Raw genomic sequence first — 16,319 nt, forward strand, 5'->3', positions numbered from 1 at the left:
ATTTATTACTATTACCCCTAAATTTCCCCTCCCCAGCGGCGCAGAGATGAGTATAATTAGCGCCCCTGTGCCAGGCCGCAATCGAACTTTATCTGGTTTTCTCGTTTCACTAACCGAAGGAGTGCCATTTATCATGAAATTGCACCATAGAATGCTCCGGCATTTTATCGCCGCAAGTGTCATTGTGCTGACATCTTCCTTCCTTATTTTTGAACTTGTCGCCAGCGACAGAGCAATGAGTGCCTATCTGCGCTATATCGTGCAGAAAGCAGACTCCTCCTTTCTTTATGATAAGTATCAGAATCAGAGTATTGCCGCGCATGTGATGCGCGCTCTCGCTGCTGAGCAGTCGGAAGTGTCGCCAGAACAGCGGCGCGCCATCTGCGAGGCTTTTGAGTCTGCCAATAATACCCATGGCTTAAACCTGACTGCCCATAAATACCCGGGCTTACGCGGCACACTACAAACCGCATCCACTGACTGCGACACAATTGTGGAAGCTGCAGCACTATTACCCGCTTTTGATCAGGCAGTGGAAGGCAACCGCCACCAGGATGATTACGGTTCAGGTCTTGGGATGGCCGAAGAGAAATTTCACTATTATCTCGATCTCAATGACCGCTATGTCTATTTTTATGAGCCGGTTAATGTTGAATACTTTGCGATGAATAACTGGTCCTTCCTGCAGTCAGGAAGTATTGGCATCGATCGCAAAGATATTGAAAAGGTATTTACCGGGCGTACCGTATTATCGAGCATTTACCTGGATCAGCGTACTAAACAGAACGTGATGAGTTTGCTGACGCCGGTATATGTCGCAGGGCAGCTAAAAGGGATTGTGCTGCTGGATATTAACAAAAACAATCTGCGGAATATCTTTTACACTCATGACCGCCCTCTCCTCTGGCGTTTTCTCAATGTCACGCTAACCGATACAGATTCGGGGCGCGACATTATCATCAACCAGAGCGAAGATAATCTGTTCCAGTATGTCAGTTACGTCCATGACTTACCGGGCGGCATTCGTGTCTCGTTATCCATTGATATTCTTTACTTTATCACGTCTTCGTGGAAAAGCGTTCTGTTCTGGATTTTGACGGCGTTAATTTTGCTGAATATGGTGCGGATGCACTTCCGCTTATACCAAAATGTGTCGCGAGAAAATATTAGTGATGCGATGACTGGACTGTATAATCGCAAAATTTTAACCCCTGAACTGGAGCAGCGGTTGCAGAAACTGGTGCAATCCGGTTCTTCGGTGATGTTTATTGCAATTGACATGGACAAGTTAAAGCTAATAAATGACACCCTCGGTCATCAGGAAGGGGATTTAGCGATTACGTTGTTAGCTCAGGCGATTAAACAATCGATTCGTAAAAGTGATTATGCCATCCGACTCGGTGGCGATGAATTCTGCATCATTCTTGTCGATTCGACGCCGCAAATTGCATCACAACTGCCTGAACGTATCGAAAAACGTCTGCAACATATCGCGCCGCAGAAAGAGATCGGCTTCTCTTCCGGTATTTACGCGATGAAAGAAAACGATACGTTACATGATGCGTATAAAGCTTCCGATGAGCGTTTATATGTCAATAAGCAGAACAAAAACAGCCGTTCATGATAACCTTCTGTGGTTGTTTGCTTGTAATCTCAGGAGCATGAAATGACTGAAATGGCTAAAGGAAGCGTGACGCATCAGCGGTTAATCGCTTTATTATCACAAGAAGGTGCAGACTTCCGCGTCGTTACCCATGAAGCGGTAGGTAAATGTGAAGCGGTGTCAGAAATTCGTGGCACCGCTTTAGGCCAGGGGGCTAAGGCACTGGTATGTAAAGTCAAAGGCAATGGCGTAAATCAACATGTTCTGGCGATCCTCGCTGCGGATCAACAGGCCGATCTGAGCCAACTCGCCAGCCATATAGGCGGATTACGCGCTTCGTTGGCCAGCCCGGCGGAAGTCGATGAACTCACAGGCTGTGTCTTCGGCGCGATCCCCCCTTTCAGCTTCCATCCAAAACTCAAACTGGTTGCCGACCCCCTACTCTTCGAACGATTTGATGAAATCGCCTTCAATGCAGGCATGCTGGATAAATCCGTTATTTTGAAAACCGCGGATTATTTGCGCATTGCGCAACCAGAACTGATCAATTTCCGCCGCACTGCGTAACTAGCCTGTCCGTTCAATAAGCAGAACGGACAAAACCAGCACAACCGCAATGGCAAAAAACGATGACGTAATAATCAGTGTCTCGACGAACATTTGATCGTTCATAGTATGCCCCAGGGAGATAGCTGTTTTCACGTTATTGTTAGCGTGCACAAATGGCAGTTTGATGACAGTTCCCCTGATTTTTTATGCAAAAAACGTAAAGATTTTCTACTTCCTTCCTGCAGCAAGCGTAAAGTAAGCAGGCTTATTATTTTTTGGCAAGGAAACCACGATGTTTGATGTCACTTTGCTGATCCTGCTTGGGTTAGCTGCGCTGGGCTTTATCAGTCATAACACCACTGTCGCCGTTTCAATTCTGGTGTTAATCATTGTCCGCGTCACACCGTTAAGCACCTTTTTCCCGTGGATTGAAAAACAGGGGCTAAGTATCGGGATAATAATTCTGACGATTGGCGTTATGGCCCCCATCGCCAGCGGGACGCTACCACCCTCAACCCTGATTCACTCGTTTCTGAACTGGAAATCGCTGGTGGCAATTGCAGTAGGCGTTATTGTCTCCTGGCTGGGTGGGCGCGGCGTGACGTTAATGGGCAGCCAGCCGCAACTGGTCGCCGGGCTGCTGGTAGGCACTGTTTTAGGCGTGGCGCTGTTTCGCGGCGTACCGGTCGGCCCGCTTATTGCCGCGGGTCTGGTTTCGCTGATTGTGGGGAAACAGTAGTTAATCCCGCAATATATCGGCCTGGCGTTTGCCCCAGGCCTTTCTTAAACATAGTAATAAAGGCCGTTGTTGAATCATACCCCAGCGTATGAGCAACTTTCTGTACAGTATCGCCTTTCACTAATCCCTGAAGCGCCATAATCAGCTGTAACTGCTGACGCCACTGGCGAAAACTCAACCCCGTCTCTTTTACTATCAGTCGGGCAAGATTGCGTTCACTCATCGCAAAAAAGCCAGCCCATTGCCCCAATGACCCCCACTCGACGGGCCCTTTCGCCATCATCTCCACCATCGTGCGGATTTTAGGATGAGAAGAAACGGGCAGGTGCAGCTGTTGTTGTGGCTGCTGAGGGAGTTCATCAAACAGGACCTGAATTAATCTGCGGGTCATCGGCTCAGCACGCTGAGTCGTCGTCCTGTTTGCCAGGGTTAAAATCAATTCCCGGCATAAGGGCGATATTTTCAATGTGCAACATGTTGTCGGCATTGTCACTGCGCTGGGTTCGATAAACAGAAAACAGAGTTCAGCGTTAGCTGTCACTTGATTGCTATGTTCCACCCCGCCCGGTATCCAAACCGCATATTGCGGCGGCACCATCCACAAAGCATTTTCCACCGTACAGGTAATTGCACCATGTAGCGCCAGTATCAGCTGTCCTTTGCGGTGCTGATGTACAGGACTGGTTAACTCATCCGTTCCGGCGTGAATACAAAATGCGACCGCGGCTTCATGGTGTCGGTCGGGTTCATAGCCATTGAGATTCAACCTGTGCATCATTTTGTCCGAATTTAGCGATAATTTGTCATTTTAGCTTGATTCAACATAACAATAAAAACGGTAAGGTACAGCCTCGTTTGTAACAATGAGAAGCATATGACCTGTTCAACTTCATTAAGCGGCAAAAACAGGATTGTCCTTATCGCTGGCATTCTGATGATTGCCACTACATTACGCGTCACCTTCACCGGCGCAGCACCGTTACTGGATACGATTCGTTCCGCTTACTCGCTGACGACTGCGCAAACCGGCTTATTGACCACCCTGCCATTATTGGCCTTTGCGCTAATCTCACCTCTGGCTGCCCCGGTGGCTCGACGTTTTGGTATGGAACGTAGCCTGTTTGCCGCGTTACTTTTGATCTGTGCAGGTATCGCAATTCGCTCTCTCCCTTCGCCTTACTTATTATTTGGCGGTACAGCGGTCATTGGCGGTGGGATTGCATTAGGTAATGTCTTACTGCCAGGATTAATTAAACGCGATTTCCCTCATTCCGTCGCCAGACTTACCGGCGCATATTCCCTGACAATGGGAGCTGCGGCGGCCCTGGGATCGGCTATGGTAGTGCCGCTGGCTTTGAATGGTTTTGGCTGGCAAGGCGCGTTGCTCATGCTGATGTGTTTTCCTCTGCTGGCTCTTTTTTTATGGCTGCCACAGTGGCGAAGCCAACAACATGCAAATTTGAGTACCTCGCGCGCCTTACATACTCGGGGTATCTGGCGTTCGCCGCTTGCCTGGCAGGTAACATTGTTTCTTGGGATCAACTCACTGATCTATTACGTAATTATTGGCTGGCTTCCGGCGATCCTCATCAGTCACGGCTATAGCGAAGCACAGGCGGGTTCACTGCATGGTTTGCTGCAACTAGCCACAGCAGCTCCCGGTTTGCTGATCCCACTTTTCTTACATCATGTGAAAGACCAGCGTGGTATTGCAGCGTTCGTTGCCTTGATGTGCGCAGTAGGCGCGGTTGGGCTCTGCTTCATGCCAGCGCACGCGATCACCTGGACTCTGCTTTTCGGTTTTGGATCCGGCGCAACAATGATACTGGGGTTGACGTTCATTGGTCTTCGGGCAAGTTCTGCGCATCAGGCGGCGGCACTCTCGGGGATGGCACAATCCGTCGGGTATTTGTTGGCAGCCTGTGGGCCGCCGCTGATGGGTAAAATACACGATGCTAACGGTGACTGGTCCGTACCACTAATGGGTGTTGCAATACTTTCACTACTGATGGCGATTTTCGGACTTTGCGCCGGGAGAGACAAAGAAATTCGCTAATATCCGGTGCTATAGTGACGTGACAAATCATGCGTGAAAGGGAGAACAAACACGATGAATATTCAGTGCAAACGCGTTTATGATCCGGCAGAACAGAGCGATGGTTATCGCATACTGGTCGACCGCCTCTGGCCGCGCGGTATCAAAAAAACCGATTTAGCCCTTGATGAGTGGGATAAAGAAATCACGCCGTCAACGGAACTGCGCAAAGCCTTTCACGGCGAAGTCGTCGATTTTGCAACCTTTCGCGAGCAATATCTTGCAGAACTGGCACAACACGAGCAAGAAGGAAAGCGGCTGGCGGACATCGCCAAAAAACAGCCGCTGACCCTGCTCTACTCAGCAAAAAACACCACGCAGAACCATGCGCTGGTGCTGGCCGACTGGCTACGTAGCTTGTGATTTTAGTACAGCATCCGGCGGTTATTTTTCACCAGCCGGATGGTCCCGTCGCCACAATGCCCATTCATCAATCGTTTCACCGCCCGGTAATTTGCAATTGTTGCTGACCCCTTGCGCTGTCTGCACTGGAATGAGCGTCCCGCCCTTCTGCTGGCAATAGACCGACGCCGGATTTGCCATACCAATCTGCGGCGGTTTAGGTGCTTCTGGCTGAGAAGGGGTTGAACAACCAGCCAGGACCAGCAAGCAAGGCAGAACAAAACTGATAATTTTCATTTATTGATCTCACATATGTATCCAAGCTTAGAGTATCGCGGTATCGTTTTGTTTTGCAGCACTATTTTTATTACATTCACTCAAAACATATTACGTCTTGTTTCATCTTTGTTGATGATGTTTTATCATGCCTGCAAAGATTAAATAATCAGCATTTACCCGCCGTATCCTGGAGTTGTTCCGTGTCAGATCAGATTATCGCCCGCGTCTCGCAATCCCTTGCCAAAGAACAGTCACTGGAAAGTCTGGTCCGACAGCTTCTGGAGATGCTGGAAATGGTCACTGATATGGAATCAACCTACCTGACCAAAGTGGATGTCGAAGCGCGCCTGCAGCATATTATGTTTGCCCGTAACAGCCAGAAAATGCACATCCCGGAGAATTTTACCGTCTCGTGGGATTACTCGTTATGCAAACGCGCCATTGATGAAAACTGCTTTTTCAGCGATGAAGTCCCTGACCGTTGGGGCGACTGTATTGCGGCACGCAATCTTGGCATCACCACATTTCTGAGCACGCCAATTCACTTACCGGATGGATCATTCTATGGCACGCTTTGCGCCGCCAGCAGTGAGAAGCGCCAGTGGAGTGAACGCGCGGAACAGGTTTTACAGTTATTCGCCGGACTGATTGCACAATATATTCAAAAAGAGGCGTTGGTTGAACAACTGCGCGAAGCCAATGCCGCGCTGATTGCGCAATCGTATACCGACTCGTTAACCGGGCTACCGAATCGGCGGGCGATTTTTGAAAATCTGACGACGCTGTTTTCCCTCGCCCGGCATCTTAACCATAAGATAATGATCGCGTTTATCGATCTGGATAACTTCAAATTAATCAATGATCGTTTTGGTCATAATAGTGGCGATCTGTTTCTCATTCAGGTTGGCGAGCGCCTTAATACGCTTCAGCAAAATGGCGAAGTTATTGGTCGTCTCGGTGGTGATGAGTTTTTGGTTGTTTCACTAAACAACGAGAATGCGGATATTTCGTCGCTGCGAGAACGTATTCAACAGCAAATACGTGGAGAATATCACTTAGGTGATGTTGATTTGTATTATCCTGGTGCCAGTCTTGGCATAGTAGAAGTCGATCCTGAAACGACCGATGCAGACAGTGCCCTACATGCTGCCGATATCGCGATGTATCAGGAGAAAAAACACAAACAGAAAACACCTTTTGTCGCGCATTCAGCGCCACATTCCTGAGGCGTATTCACATCCTTTTGATTGGTGATAACATGCGAATCGGTATTATTTTTCCGGTTGTAATCTTCATTACAGCGGTCGTATTTTTAGCATGGTTTTTTATTGGCGGCTATGCTGCCCCGGGAGCATAAAGATGAAAAAAACAACGATCATTATGATGGGTGTGGCGATTATTGTCGTACTCGGCACTGAGCTGGGATGGTGGTAACGTCACCTCTAAAAATAGCAAAGGCTGCCTGTGTGCAGCCTTTGTGCAATTTACGCGTTAACTTTTAATCTTCCTGTAGATAAATAGCACGACAATCGCACCAATAACGGCAACCACGAAGCTGCCAAAATTGAAGCCATCGACTTTACCAAAGCCAAACAGCGTGCTGATCCAACCGCCGACTACGGCACCGACTATCCCCAGCAGGATAGTCATAAAGAATCCACCACCATCTTTACCTGGCATGATCCACTTCGCCAGAATACCGGCAATAAGCCCAAAAATAATCCATGACAGAATGCCCATTGTTTCCTCACTTATCTGTTTTGCATTAGCGGGTTAGTCGCTGATAAAAAGCATAGCACAACATCGGGAGGGCAAGATTTGTGACGAGCATCACGGAGGATTTTTTTGCGATGGCGCAGAAATTGCGCCATCAACGATCAGTGATAATTACCAACCACAAACATCATGTTCGTTTTCCGTGTCATAAGAACGCACGGTATTCACCAGATCTTTTATCACTTCAGCCGCCACTTCTGGCACCAGCAAAGTCATCGGCGTCTCTGTTTCATAATCGACAGAAACGCCATTGCTGTTATTGGTGACGGTCACGGTATACGTTGCTTTGCCCATGATTCATTTCCCGTTATGAATGACTTTCCGTTGTTGCGCACCTTCCATCAGGACTTCAGGAGCCACGAAGAAGTCAATGTTGAAATAAGTATCGTCAGTCATGGCTTCAATGTTGTGCCACTTTTCTGGAGGGAACACCGCGAACTGCCCCGCTTCGATAAGGATCACCTGATCAGGCTCTGCACTGTGTTCATCAGCGTAGCCGAGATATTTGACCGCCCCATGCATAACGGAAAGGCGTGGGTAAACCCCCGGGCGCGTTCCTTTATCAAGATGACGTTCGAATATTCCGGCAGGCGCAGTTTGTTTATTCCAGAAAGGCGTTGAGCGCGTATGAATATAATTCTGTGGGATTTGCAGCATCCTTTTCCCTCCTTCGGTGAATGCGCTGAAAACGGTTTATTCCAGCCGTTTCAGGGTACGCCTGATAATTTGCATTTTAAATACCATTTATTGGTTACTTTTTAGCACCATATCAGAGAAGAATCAGGGAGGATTATAGATGGGAAGCCCGCGACAACGCGGGCTGAAAGCATCAGGATTGCAGCGTCGCCAGTCGGGCAGCGAAACCCACGAACATCAAACCAATCAGTGAGTTGCCCACTTTAGCCAGTTTCTTTTTGGTACGTATGTACTGCGTGACAAAAGCACCAGAAATAATCAGGAAGCTCAAATAGCAGAAACTCACCAGTTCCAGCGTCGTCGCCAGAATAAAGAATGAAATTCCCGTATGTGGGGCATTAACATCGATAAACTGTACGAAAAACGACACATAGAACAAAATGGCTTTCGGATTAGTCAGGCTCAAAATTAACGCGCGTTTAAAAATAGCACCGTATTGGGGCTCATCGGATTTGGCCTCGCTATTTTTACCCTTCAGGGTCGCGTAAAGAATTTTACTCCCCAGATAGAGCAAATAAAACGCACCAAGATAACGTACAATGTTGAATAATATCGGGGTGGTCTTAATTAATGTCGCCACTCCAGCCCATGCCAGAAACATCAATACCGCATCGCCAATAAATACACCGCAGGCCGCAAGATAACCGCCTTTCATACCGCTACTGACGCTATTTTTGAGTACAAACAGGGTATTTGGCCCTGGCACCAACACAATAAAAATGGCCCCAACCAGATAGGTCCAGTAATTCAGAACCCCGTATTCAGCGAACACATTAACCTCTTTAATTATCTTTCGATCATGCGCGATTAAAGGTGAATATGCTAACCAATCTGTAGCGGCTTAGAAAGGAGAAAATCAGGTTTTAACCTGATATCAACCCGATAATTGAATCATGAATCAGGCATGCTCCAGTGAAAAATTCGGGTAGTGCTCGGCAAAATACTGCCGTAAAAATTCTACCGTTATCCGCACTTTCGCTGACGTCGCCAGCCTTGAAACATAAACGGCCCAGACGTTCGCTGGCTGGTAATATTCCGGTAGCACTTGCACTAAATGACCACTGGCAATGTTTTCGCTAACATCCCACCAGGAACGCAGAGCAATCCCCTGCCCATCGAGACACCACTGATGGACAATTTCTCCATGATTAGACGACAGTGGGCCGGTGACTTTAATCGCATGGTGGCCTTCTTTATTGCGTAATTGCCAGACACCAAAAGGATGATCGCGCTCTTTAATGACCAGGCACGGCAATGCAGAAAGATCGGTTAAATGTTTCGGCGCGCCATGTTGCGCAATAAATTCCGGCGACGCGCAGAGAATGCGGTAATTGGTCGCCAGTTTGCGGGCGATTAAATTAGGGGCGATGTCATCGCCAATGCGAATATCGAGATCGACACCTTCATTGACCAAATCGACCAGCCGGTCTTCCACATCAAAACGTAATTCCAGTTGCGGATACGCCTTCGCCAGCGCTGATAACGCCGGAGCCACCACCTGTCGTCCAAAACCAAAGCTGCTGATAATACGCAGCATCCCCTGTGGCACCTGACGCACGTCAGAAAGTTCGTCCATCATCTGACCGACATCCTGCAAAATCCGCTGCGCCCATTCATAAATCCGCTCTCCTTCTTCGGTAATGGTGACGCGGCGGGTGGTGCGGTGTAACAACACCACGTTTAGCGTTTGCTCCAGCAAGGCGATGCGCTTGCTGACGAACGCCGGTGAAACGCCCAGTTCTTCCGCCACGGCGGCAAAACCAGCCCGGCGAGCCACCAGCATAAAGACGCGCAAATCATTCAGCAGCGGTAAATTATTCATGATTCGTGTTTTATGTTTCACCAGTTACAGGGATTAATTCCTTTTCAGTCAATTATAGGATGGTGATGTTGTCAATTTTGATGGTCAGGAAGTGAGAACCCAATGATGAAAACGATGCGTATTGCTGCGATCCCGGGAGACGGGATTGGCAAAGAAGTCCTTCCTGAAGGGATTCGCGTGTTACAGGCTGCCGCTGAGCGCTGGGGCTTCGCCTTGAGTTTTGAGCAAATGGAGTGGGCGAGCTGCGAGTATTACAGCCATCACGGTAAAATGATGCCGGACGACTGGCATGAGCAACTTAGCCGTTTCGACGCCATCTATTTTGGTGCCGTCGGCTGGCCGGACACCGTTCCGGACCATATTTCGTTGTGGGGTTCGCTGCTGAAATTTCGTCGTGAATTCGACCAGTACGTCAACCTGCGCCCGGTTCGTCTCTTTCCTGGCATTCCCTGCCCGCTGGCGGGAAAACAGCCTGGCGACATCGATTTTTACGTGGTCAGGGAAAACACCGAAGGCGAATATTCCTCGCTCGGCGGTAGAGTGAATGAAGGTACAGAGCATGAAGTCGTCATTCAGGAATCGGTATTTACGCGTCGTGGTGTCGATCGCATTTTGCGTTATGCCTTCGAACTTGCGCAAAGCCGCCCACGTAAGACGCTAACTTCTGCCACTAAATCAAACGGTTTAGCCATCAGCATGCCGTACTGGGATGAGCGAGTGGAAGCAATGGCCGAGAATTACCCGGAGATCCGCTGGGACAAGCAGCATATTGATATTCTCTGCGCGCGTTTTGTGATGCAGCCGGAACGCTTCGATGTGGTGGTGGCGTCCAATTTGTTTGGCGATATCCTTTCCGATCTTGGCCCGGCCTGCACCGGCACCATTGGCATTGCCCCATCCGCCAACCTGAATCCGGAACGCACTTTCCCGTCGCTCTTCGAGCCTGTCCACGGTTCCGCGCCGGATATCTACGGGAAAAATATTGCTAACCCTATCGCCACAATTTGGGCCGGTGCAATGATGCTCGATTTTCTCGGCAATGGCGATGAGCGTTTCCAGCAAGCGCATAACGGTATTCTGGCAGCGATTGAAGAAGTGATTGCTCACGGGCCGAAAACACCGGATATGAAAGGCAGTGCCACCACGCCACAGGTTGCCGACGCGATTTGCAAAATTATTTTGCGTTAAGGTCAAACCAGTTTATTTGAACCGCGTCACTGACGCGGTTTTTTTCTTCGTTCTTTGCAGTTAATAACCTGCGTCATTTCACCTTTTATTGTTTCCGTTTCGTGTTTTATGGCTTTCCGTATTCTTAATTGTTTAATTTATGTAACATGCAAATAATCAATTTGTTAAGCACAACATACAACTCATTACCCTGCAAATAATTACAACTGGCAAAAGCCAGAGACGGGCTTTTATGCCCAGGAGATGACTCATGATGAGCAATGTTAAGAAAAAAGATGTGCCGCTGATAAGCATCAGCCTGGTGGCCATTCTTTTCATCGCAGCTGCATTAAGCCTTTTCCCACAACAATCGGCCGACGCGGCCAACGCAATATACACTTTTGTTACGCGTACGTTAGGTTCCGCCGTACAGGTATTGGTTTTGCTGGCAATGGGACTGGTGATTTATTTAGCCACCAGTAAATACGGCAATATTCGTCTTGGCGAAGGAAAACCGGAATACAGCACGCTCTCCTGGCTGTTTATGTTTATTTGTGCCGGTTTAGGTTCTTCTACGCTTTATTGGGGGGTTGCTGAATGGGCCTATTATTATCAAACGCCTGGATTAAATATCGCACCGCGTTCACAACAGGCACTCGAATTTAGCGTCCCTTACTCCTTCTTCCACTGGGGCATCAGCGCTTGGGCAACTTATACGCTGGCCTCATTAATCATGGCTTATCACTTTCATGTGCGTAAAAACAAAGGTCTGAGTCTTTCCGGCATTATTGCCGCGATTACCGGCGTTCGCCCGCAAGGCCCATGGGGAAAACTGGTTGATTTGATGTTCCTGATCGCCACTGTCGGCGCACTGACTATTTCCCTTGTTGTCACCGCAGCAACCTTTACTCGTGGACTTTCCGCACTGACCGGTTTACCCGATAACTTCACCGTGCAGGCATTTGTGATCCTGCTTTCCGGCGGCATTTTTTGCCTAAGCTCATGGATTGGTATCAACAACGGTTTGCAACGTCTGAGCAAAATGGTTGGCTGGGGCGCGTTCCTGCTGCCATTACTGGTGCTGATTGTCGGTCCAACCGAATTTATTACCAACAGCATCATCAATGCCATCGGCCTGACCACGCAAAACTTCCTGCAAATGAGCTTATTCACCGATCCGCTTGGCGATGGTTCATTTACCCGCAACTGGACCGTTTTCTACTGGCTGTGGTGGATCTCATACACCCCTGGCGTAGCAATGTTTGTCACCCGCGTTTCCCGCGGTCGTAAGATTAAAGAAGTTATCTGGGGACTGATCCTCGGCAGCACCGTCGGTTGCTGGTTCTTCTTCGGCGTAATGGAAAGCTATGCCATTCATCAGTTTATCAATGGCGTAATCAACGTCCCACAGGTGCTGGAAACACTGGGCGGCGAAACAGCTGTACAGCAAGTTCTGATGTCGTTGCCAGCCGGTAAATTGTTCCTCGCCGCATACCTGGGCGTGATGATTATTTTCCTTGCCTCGCATATGGATGCAGTGGCCTACACCATGGCGGCGACCAGTACGCGTAATCTCCAGGAAGGTGACGATCCTGACCGTGGGCTGCGTCTTTTCTGGTGCGTGGTGATCACTCTGATCCCGCTTTCCATCTTGTTTACCGGTGCTTCGCTGGAAACGATGAAAACCACCGTCGTGCTCACAGCCCTTCCCTTCCTCGTCATTTTACTGGTGAAAGTCGGCGGATTTATTCGCTGGCTGAAACAGGATTACGCCGACATTCCGGCTCATCAAGTTGAACATTATCTCCCGCAGACACCGGTTGAAGCCCTGGAAAAAACACCAGTGCTCCCTGCGGGAACCGTATTCAAAGGCGACAACTGAGCGCCATCATCCTAACGATAAAGGTATCCCTATGAGCAATCTGAGCCCTGACTTCGTACTACCCGAAAATTTTTGCGCTAACCCGCAAGAGGCGTGGACCATTCCTGCCCGTTTTTATACCGATCAGAACGCCTTTGAACACGAAAAAGAGAACGTCTTCGCCAAAAGCTGGATTTGCGTCGCTCACAGCAGCGAACTGGCGAATGCCAATGATTATGTGACGCGTGAGATCATTGGCGAAAGCATCGTGCTGGTACGCGGTCGTGATAAGGTTTTGCGCGCGTTCTATAACGTGTGTCCGCACCGTGGTCATCAGTTGTTGAGCGGTGAAGGAAAAGCAAAAAATGTGATTACCTGCCCATATCACGCATGGGCATTCAAACTCGATGGCAATCTGGCCCATGCACGTAACTGCGAAAACGTCGCCAATTTCGATAGCGACAAAGCGCAACTGGTTCCGGTGCGTCTGGAAGAATATGCCGGATTCGTCTTCATCAACATGGACCCCAACGCCACCAGCGTAGAAGATCAGTTACCCGGTCTGGGCGCGAAAGTGCTGGAAGCCTGCCCGGAAGTCCACGATCTGAAACTGGCGGCCCGCTTTACCACCCGCACGCCTGCCAACTGGAAGAACATTGTCGATAACTATCTCGAGTGCTATCACTGTGGTCCGGCGCATCCAGGTTTCTCCGACTCCGTACAGGTTGATCGTTACTGGCACACCATGCACGGTAACTGGACGCTGCAATACGGTTTCGCCAAACCGTCCGAACAGTCGTTTAAATTTGAAGAGGGTACGGATGCGGCATTCCACGGTTTCTGGCTGTGGCCGTGCACGATGCTGAATGTCACCCCGATCAAAGGGATGATGACGGTCATTTATGAATTCCCGGTGGATTCTGAAACTACCCTGCAAAACTACGATATTTACTTCACCAATGAAGAGTTAACCGACGAGCAAAAATCGCTGATTGAGTGGTATCGCGATGTGTTCCGTCCGGAAGATTTACGTCTGGTTGAAAGCGTACAGAAAGGGCTGAAATCGCGTGGCTATCGTGGTCAGGGGCGCATCATGGCCGACAGTAGCGGTAGCGGCATTTCCGAACATGGTATCGCCCATTTCCATAATCTGCTGGCGCAGGTATTTAAGGACTAATGACATCGGCGGCGGTATTTTCCGCCGCCGGGCTGATTTTTGATGGAGTACAGCAATGTCAGACTATCAAATGTTTGAAGTACAGGTGAGTCAGGTGGAACCGCTTACCGAACAGGTGAAACGCTTCACGCTGGTGGCAACCGATGGCAAACCGCTGCCTGCGTTCACCGGAGGAAGTCACATCATAGTGCAGATGAGCGATGGTGATAACCAGTACAGCAATGCGTATTCACTACTGAGTTCACCGCATAACACCTCTAGTTATCAGATTGCCGTTCGACTGGAAGAAAACTCGCGCGGCGGTTCCCGCTTTCTGCATCAGCAGGTAAAAGTGGGCGATCGGTTAACGATCTCAACGCCTAATAACCTGTTTGCGCTAATTTCCTCAGCCAGAAAGCATCTGTTTATCGCGGGCGGTATTGGTATCACCCCTTTCCTGTCGCACATGGCAGAGTTGCAACACAGCGACGTCGACTGGCAGCTACATTACTGCTCGCGAAATCCAGAAAGTTGCGCATTTCGTGATGAGCTAGTCCAGCATCCGCAGGCTGAGAAAGTCCATTTGCATCATTCATCAACCGGAACACGACTGGAATTAGCGCGATTATTGGCGGATATCGAACCTGGCACACACGTTTATACCTGTGGCCCCGAGGCGCTAATTGAAGCGGTAAGAAGTGAAGCTGCGCGTCTGGACATCGCTGCCGATACGCTGCACTTTGAGCAATTTGCTATCGAAGACAAAACCGGCGATGCATTTACCCTGGTGCTTGCCCGTTCCGGAAAAGAGTTTGTGGTGCCGGAAGAGATGACTATTTTGCAGGTTATTGAAAATAATAAAGCCGCGAAAGTGGAATGTTTATGTCGTGAAGGGGTATGCGGAACCTGCGAAACGGCAATACTGGAAGGTGAAGCTGACCATCGGGATCAGTATTTTAGCGATGAAGAGCGTGCCAGCCAGCAAAGTATGTTGATCTGTTGTTCGCGTGCGAAGGGTAAACGCCTGGTGTTGGATTTGTAGTTTGCCGAAGCCGGATGTGGCGCTGAGCGCGCCCAGTCCGGCTTCGGAAAATTTTACTGCGGATATTCCTGCAATAAATTGTGTAATGCTTCCGCCATCAGCTCACCACGCCAGCCGGAAATCAGCTCCGGCAAATTGTTCTGCGGTTTCAGTTTCCAGTGCCAGTTCAGCAGTTGGTTGATTTGCCGACGCGATGCCAGCAATTCGGCGCTGATATTATGCGTTTCGCTCACGTCAGTAATCAGCGACTTAATCGCTTTAAACGCTTTACGATAACCCGGCATGTCCATCAGGTTAAGCATCGGCTGCGGTAAGGCATCTTCCGGCAATGTCTGCGCTTTTTCCACCAGCGCCAGCAGCGTTTTACCGTGAAAGCGGATTTCGCTACCGGATAAACCCAGGCTGTCCAGTTCGCCTAAACTTCCCGGCATATAACGCGCTACCGACCACAAATGCTCTTCACGCACGACAAAGTTCACCGCCAGATCGCGCTCTCGCGCCTTGCGCAGTCGCCAGTCGGCTAACAGTTGCAGACAGGCCAGTTGGCGTGTGCGTAATTGCCAGGCATTGGTGATATCACGCCAGGCATCTTCCGGCGCAACGACTTCCTGACGACGCATTTGCATCAGGCGACATTCATCCAGCGCCGCTGGTAGCCAGCCGGAGGCCTCCGTTTCTACCATAAGCTTGGCGGTGATCGGTAACAGATACCAGACATCCGCCGCTGCATATTCACACTGACGTTCGGTCAGCGGTCTGGCCAGCCAGTCGGTGCGCGATTCACTCTTGTCCAGCGTAACGCCGGAATACTCTTCCACCATGGAAGCGAACCCCCATGACATCGGGCGTCCGCAGAAGGCAGCAAGGATTTGCGTGTCAATCAGGGGTTGTGGTAATTCGCCAAAGACATTGAGGAACACTTCCAGATCTTCACTGCCTGCATGGAGAAATTTTGTGATGGACGGATCGCGCAGGATCGCTTTCAGCGGTGACCAGTCGGTGATCCCGAGAGGATCAATTAGCGCCAGATGCTCGCCATCGAAAAGTTGAATCAACCCCAGCTGCGGGTAATAAGTGCGCGTACGAACAAATTCAGTATCCAGGGCTATCGCCGGAAAGGCACGGACGGCTTCACACAAAGAAGCCAGCGCATCGTCCGTGGTAATCATTTGGTAATTCAAATTGTATTCTC

The 16,319-nt window shown here is 49.5% G+C and carries 21 protein-coding genes; 12 read left to right on the forward strand and 9 right to left on the reverse strand.

Going from position 1 to position 16,319, the window contains the following annotated elements; translation table 11 throughout:
• Positions 1–133: 133 nt before the first annotated feature.
• Both dgcJ and yeaK read left to right on the forward strand, forming a co-directional pair.
• Complete coding sequence (gene dgcJ / locus HUZ68_RS12665; RefSeq protein ID WP_001613229.1) at positions 134–1,624, forward strand: diguanylate cyclase DgcJ; 1,491 nt, start codon at positions 134–136, stop codon at positions 1,622–1,624.
• A gap of 42 nt (positions 1,625–1,666) precedes the next feature.
• A complete protein-coding gene (yeaK, locus tag HUZ68_RS12670; RefSeq protein ID WP_000138042.1) occupies positions 1,667–2,170 on the forward strand; it encodes a mischarged aminoacyl-tRNA deacylase in 504 nt (167 codons plus the stop codon).
• On the opposite strand, the gene yoaI is transcribed toward yeaK, so the two are convergent.
• Complete coding sequence (yoaI, locus tag HUZ68_RS12675) at positions 2,171–2,275, reverse strand: small membrane protein YoaI (protein ID WP_000999630.1); 105 nt, start codon at positions 2,273–2,275, stop codon at positions 2,171–2,173.
• A 169-nt stretch (positions 2,276–2,444) separates the two neighbouring features.
• Between yoaI and HUZ68_RS12680 the strand changes: the two genes are divergently transcribed.
• Positions 2,445–2,891, forward strand: a complete 447-nt coding sequence (locus HUZ68_RS12680; protein WP_000460707.1) for a DUF441 domain-containing protein — start codon at positions 2,445–2,447, stop codon at positions 2,889–2,891.
• Here HUZ68_RS12680 and nimR read toward each other — a convergent pair.
• The gene (nimR, locus tag HUZ68_RS12685) at positions 2,848–3,669 is read right to left on the reverse strand and encodes a DNA-binding transcriptional regulator NimR (protein ID WP_000972250.1); all 822 of its coding nucleotides are present in this window, start codon (positions 3,667–3,669) and stop codon (positions 2,848–2,850) included. The two genes, HUZ68_RS12680 and nimR, sit on opposite strands and share 44 nt — an antisense overlap.
• 96 nt (positions 3,670–3,765) lie before the next feature.
• Between nimR and nimT the strand changes: the two genes are divergently transcribed.
• On the forward strand, positions 3,766–4,947 hold the full coding sequence (gene nimT / locus HUZ68_RS12690) for a 2-nitroimidazole transporter (RefSeq protein WP_000128483.1): 1,182 nt from the start codon (positions 3,766–3,768) through the stop codon (positions 4,945–4,947).
• Positions 4,948–5,001: 54 nt separating this feature from the next.
• The gene (locus HUZ68_RS12695) at positions 5,002–5,349 is read left to right on the forward strand and encodes a DUF488 domain-containing protein (protein ID WP_001338156.1); all 348 of its coding nucleotides are present in this window, start codon (positions 5,002–5,004) and stop codon (positions 5,347–5,349) included.
• Positions 5,350–5,370: 21 nt separating this feature from the next.
• Here HUZ68_RS12695 and yoaF read toward each other — a convergent pair whose 3' ends face one another.
• Complete coding sequence (gene yoaF / locus HUZ68_RS12700) at positions 5,371–5,625, reverse strand: DUF333 domain-containing lipoprotein YoaF (RefSeq protein ID WP_000691930.1); 255 nt, start codon at positions 5,623–5,625, stop codon at positions 5,371–5,373.
• 182 nt (positions 5,626–5,807) lie between these two features.
• Between yoaF and dgcP the strand changes: the two genes are divergently transcribed.
• Genes dgcP through yoaJ form a run of 3 tightly spaced genes read left to right on the forward strand, consistent with a single transcriptional unit; the run spans position 5,808 to position 7,041 of the window.
• On the forward strand, positions 5,808–6,833 hold the full coding sequence (gene dgcP, locus HUZ68_RS12705; protein WP_001283455.1) for a diguanylate cyclase DgcP: 1,026 nt from the start codon (positions 5,808–5,810) through the stop codon (positions 6,831–6,833).
• Between the two features lie 32 nt (positions 6,834–6,865).
• The gene (locus tag HUZ68_RS12710; protein WP_001219350.1) at positions 6,866–6,964 is read left to right on the forward strand and encodes a YoaK family small membrane protein; all 99 of its coding nucleotides are present in this window, start codon (positions 6,866–6,868) and stop codon (positions 6,962–6,964) included.
• A 2-nt stretch (positions 6,965–6,966) separates the two neighbouring features.
• Entirely contained in the window at positions 6,967–7,041 is a 75-nt protein-coding gene (yoaJ, locus tag HUZ68_RS12715) for a protein YoaJ (RefSeq protein ID WP_001386836.1), read from the forward strand.
• Between the two features lie 57 nt (positions 7,042–7,098).
• On the opposite strand, the gene HUZ68_RS12720 is transcribed toward yoaJ, so the two are convergent.
• The 5 genes from HUZ68_RS12720 to dmlR form a co-directional block, all read right to left on the reverse strand.
• A complete protein-coding gene (locus tag HUZ68_RS12720; RefSeq protein WP_000512153.1) occupies positions 7,099–7,347 on the reverse strand; it encodes a GlsB/YeaQ/YmgE family stress response membrane protein in 249 nt (82 codons plus the stop codon).
• A 147-nt stretch (positions 7,348–7,494) separates the two neighbouring features.
• Complete coding sequence (locus tag HUZ68_RS12725) at positions 7,495–7,677, reverse strand: DUF1869 domain-containing protein (RefSeq protein WP_000513737.1); 183 nt, start codon at positions 7,675–7,677, stop codon at positions 7,495–7,497.
• Between the two features lie 3 nt (positions 7,678–7,680).
• Entirely contained in the window at positions 7,681–8,040 is a 360-nt protein-coding gene (yeaR, locus tag HUZ68_RS12730) for a DUF1971 domain-containing protein YeaR (protein WP_000939317.1), read from the reverse strand.
• 172 nt (positions 8,041–8,212) lie between these two features.
• Positions 8,213–8,851, reverse strand: a complete 639-nt coding sequence (leuE, locus tag HUZ68_RS12735; RefSeq protein WP_000457207.1) for a leucine efflux protein LeuE — start codon at positions 8,849–8,851, stop codon at positions 8,213–8,215.
• 126 nt (positions 8,852–8,977) lie between these two features.
• Positions 8,978–9,901, reverse strand: coding sequence for a DNA-binding transcriptional regulator DmlR (gene dmlR, locus HUZ68_RS12740; protein WP_001061578.1), 924 nt, complete (start codon positions 9,899–9,901; stop codon positions 8,978–8,980).
• Between the two features lie 102 nt (positions 9,902–10,003).
• Between dmlR and dmlA the strand changes: the two genes are divergently transcribed.
• The 4 genes from dmlA to yeaX all read left to right on the forward strand — a co-directional run bounded on the left by dmlA (position 10,004) and on the right by yeaX (position 15,127).
• Entirely contained in the window at positions 10,004–11,089 is a 1,086-nt protein-coding gene (gene dmlA / locus HUZ68_RS12745; RefSeq protein ID WP_033814658.1) for a multifunctional D-malate/3-isopropylmalate/tartarate dehydrogenase, read from the forward strand.
• Positions 11,090–11,339: 250 nt separating this feature from the next.
• Complete coding sequence (gene yeaV, locus HUZ68_RS12750) at positions 11,340–12,950, forward strand: BCCT family transporter YeaV (RefSeq protein ID WP_000987525.1); 1,611 nt, start codon at positions 11,340–11,342, stop codon at positions 12,948–12,950.
• 31 nt (positions 12,951–12,981) lie between these two features.
• Positions 12,982–14,106: a carnitine monooxygenase, oxygenase subunit YeaW gene (gene yeaW, locus HUZ68_RS12755; RefSeq protein WP_000067822.1), complete on the forward strand. Its 1,125-nt coding sequence runs from the start codon at positions 12,982–12,984 to the stop codon at positions 14,104–14,106.
• A 55-nt stretch (positions 14,107–14,161) separates the two neighbouring features.
• Positions 14,162–15,127: a carnitine monooxygenase reductase subunit YeaX gene (yeaX, locus tag HUZ68_RS12760; RefSeq protein WP_001287017.1), complete on the forward strand. Its 966-nt coding sequence runs from the start codon at positions 14,162–14,164 to the stop codon at positions 15,125–15,127.
• Positions 15,128–15,180: 53 nt separating this feature from the next.
• Here the strand turns inward: yeaX and rnd are convergent, their stop codons facing one another.
• A complete protein-coding gene (gene rnd / locus HUZ68_RS12765; protein ID WP_001362465.1) occupies positions 15,181–16,296 on the reverse strand; it encodes a ribonuclease D in 1,116 nt (371 codons plus the stop codon).
• Positions 16,297–16,319: the final 23 nt, after the last annotated feature.

It is taken from the genome of Shigella dysenteriae (genome assembly GCF_022354085.1).
GTDB classification, from domain to species: Bacteria; Pseudomonadota; Gammaproteobacteria; order Enterobacterales; family Enterobacteriaceae; genus Escherichia; species Escherichia coli.

Coding starts and splice junctions, on each gene's coding strand:
- dgcJ (WP_001613229.1), top strand. CDS start 134: ATGAAATTGCACCATAGAATGCTCCGGCATTTTATCGCCGCAAGTGTC.
- yeaK (WP_000138042.1), top strand. CDS start 1,667: ATGACTGAAATGGCTAAAGGAAGCGTGACGCATCAGCGGTTAATCGCT.
- yoaI (WP_000999630.1), bottom strand. CDS start 2,275: ATGAACGATCAAATGTTCGTCGAGACACTGATTATTACGTCATCGTTT.
- HUZ68_RS12680 (WP_000460707.1), top strand. CDS start 2,445: ATGTTTGATGTCACTTTGCTGATCCTGCTTGGGTTAGCTGCGCTGGGC.
- nimR (WP_000972250.1), bottom strand. CDS start 3,669: ATGATGCACAGGTTGAATCTCAATGGCTATGAACCCGACCGACACCAT.
- nimT (WP_000128483.1), top strand. CDS start 3,766: ATGACCTGTTCAACTTCATTAAGCGGCAAAAACAGGATTGTCCTTATC.
- HUZ68_RS12695 (WP_001338156.1), top strand. CDS start 5,002: ATGAATATTCAGTGCAAACGCGTTTATGATCCGGCAGAACAGAGCGAT.
- yoaF (WP_000691930.1), bottom strand. CDS start 5,625: ATGAAAATTATCAGTTTTGTTCTGCCTTGCTTGCTGGTCCTGGCTGGT.
- HUZ68_RS12710 (WP_001219350.1), top strand. CDS start 6,866: ATGCGAATCGGTATTATTTTTCCGGTTGTAATCTTCATTACAGCGGTC.
- HUZ68_RS12720 (WP_000512153.1), bottom strand. CDS start 7,347: ATGGGCATTCTGTCATGGATTATTTTTGGGCTTATTGCCGGTATTCTG.
- HUZ68_RS12725 (WP_000513737.1), bottom strand. CDS start 7,677: ATGGGCAAAGCAACGTATACCGTGACCGTCACCAATAACAGCAATGGC.
- yeaR (WP_000939317.1), bottom strand. CDS start 8,040: ATGCTGCAAATCCCACAGAATTATATTCATACGCGCTCAACGCCTTTC.
- dmlR (WP_001061578.1), bottom strand. CDS start 9,901: ATGAATAATTTACCGCTGCTGAATGATTTGCGCGTCTTTATGCTGGTG.
- dmlA (WP_033814658.1), top strand. CDS start 10,004: ATGATGAAAACGATGCGTATTGCTGCGATCCCGGGAGACGGGATTGGC.
- yeaV (WP_000987525.1), top strand. CDS start 11,340: ATGATGAGCAATGTTAAGAAAAAAGATGTGCCGCTGATAAGCATCAGC.
- yeaW (WP_000067822.1), top strand. CDS start 12,982: ATGAGCAATCTGAGCCCTGACTTCGTACTACCCGAAAATTTTTGCGCT.
- yeaX (WP_001287017.1), top strand. CDS start 14,162: ATGTCAGACTATCAAATGTTTGAAGTACAGGTGAGTCAGGTGGAACCG.
- rnd (WP_001362465.1), bottom strand. CDS start 16,296: ATGATTACCACGGACGATGCGCTGGCTTCTTTGTGTGAAGCCGTCCGT.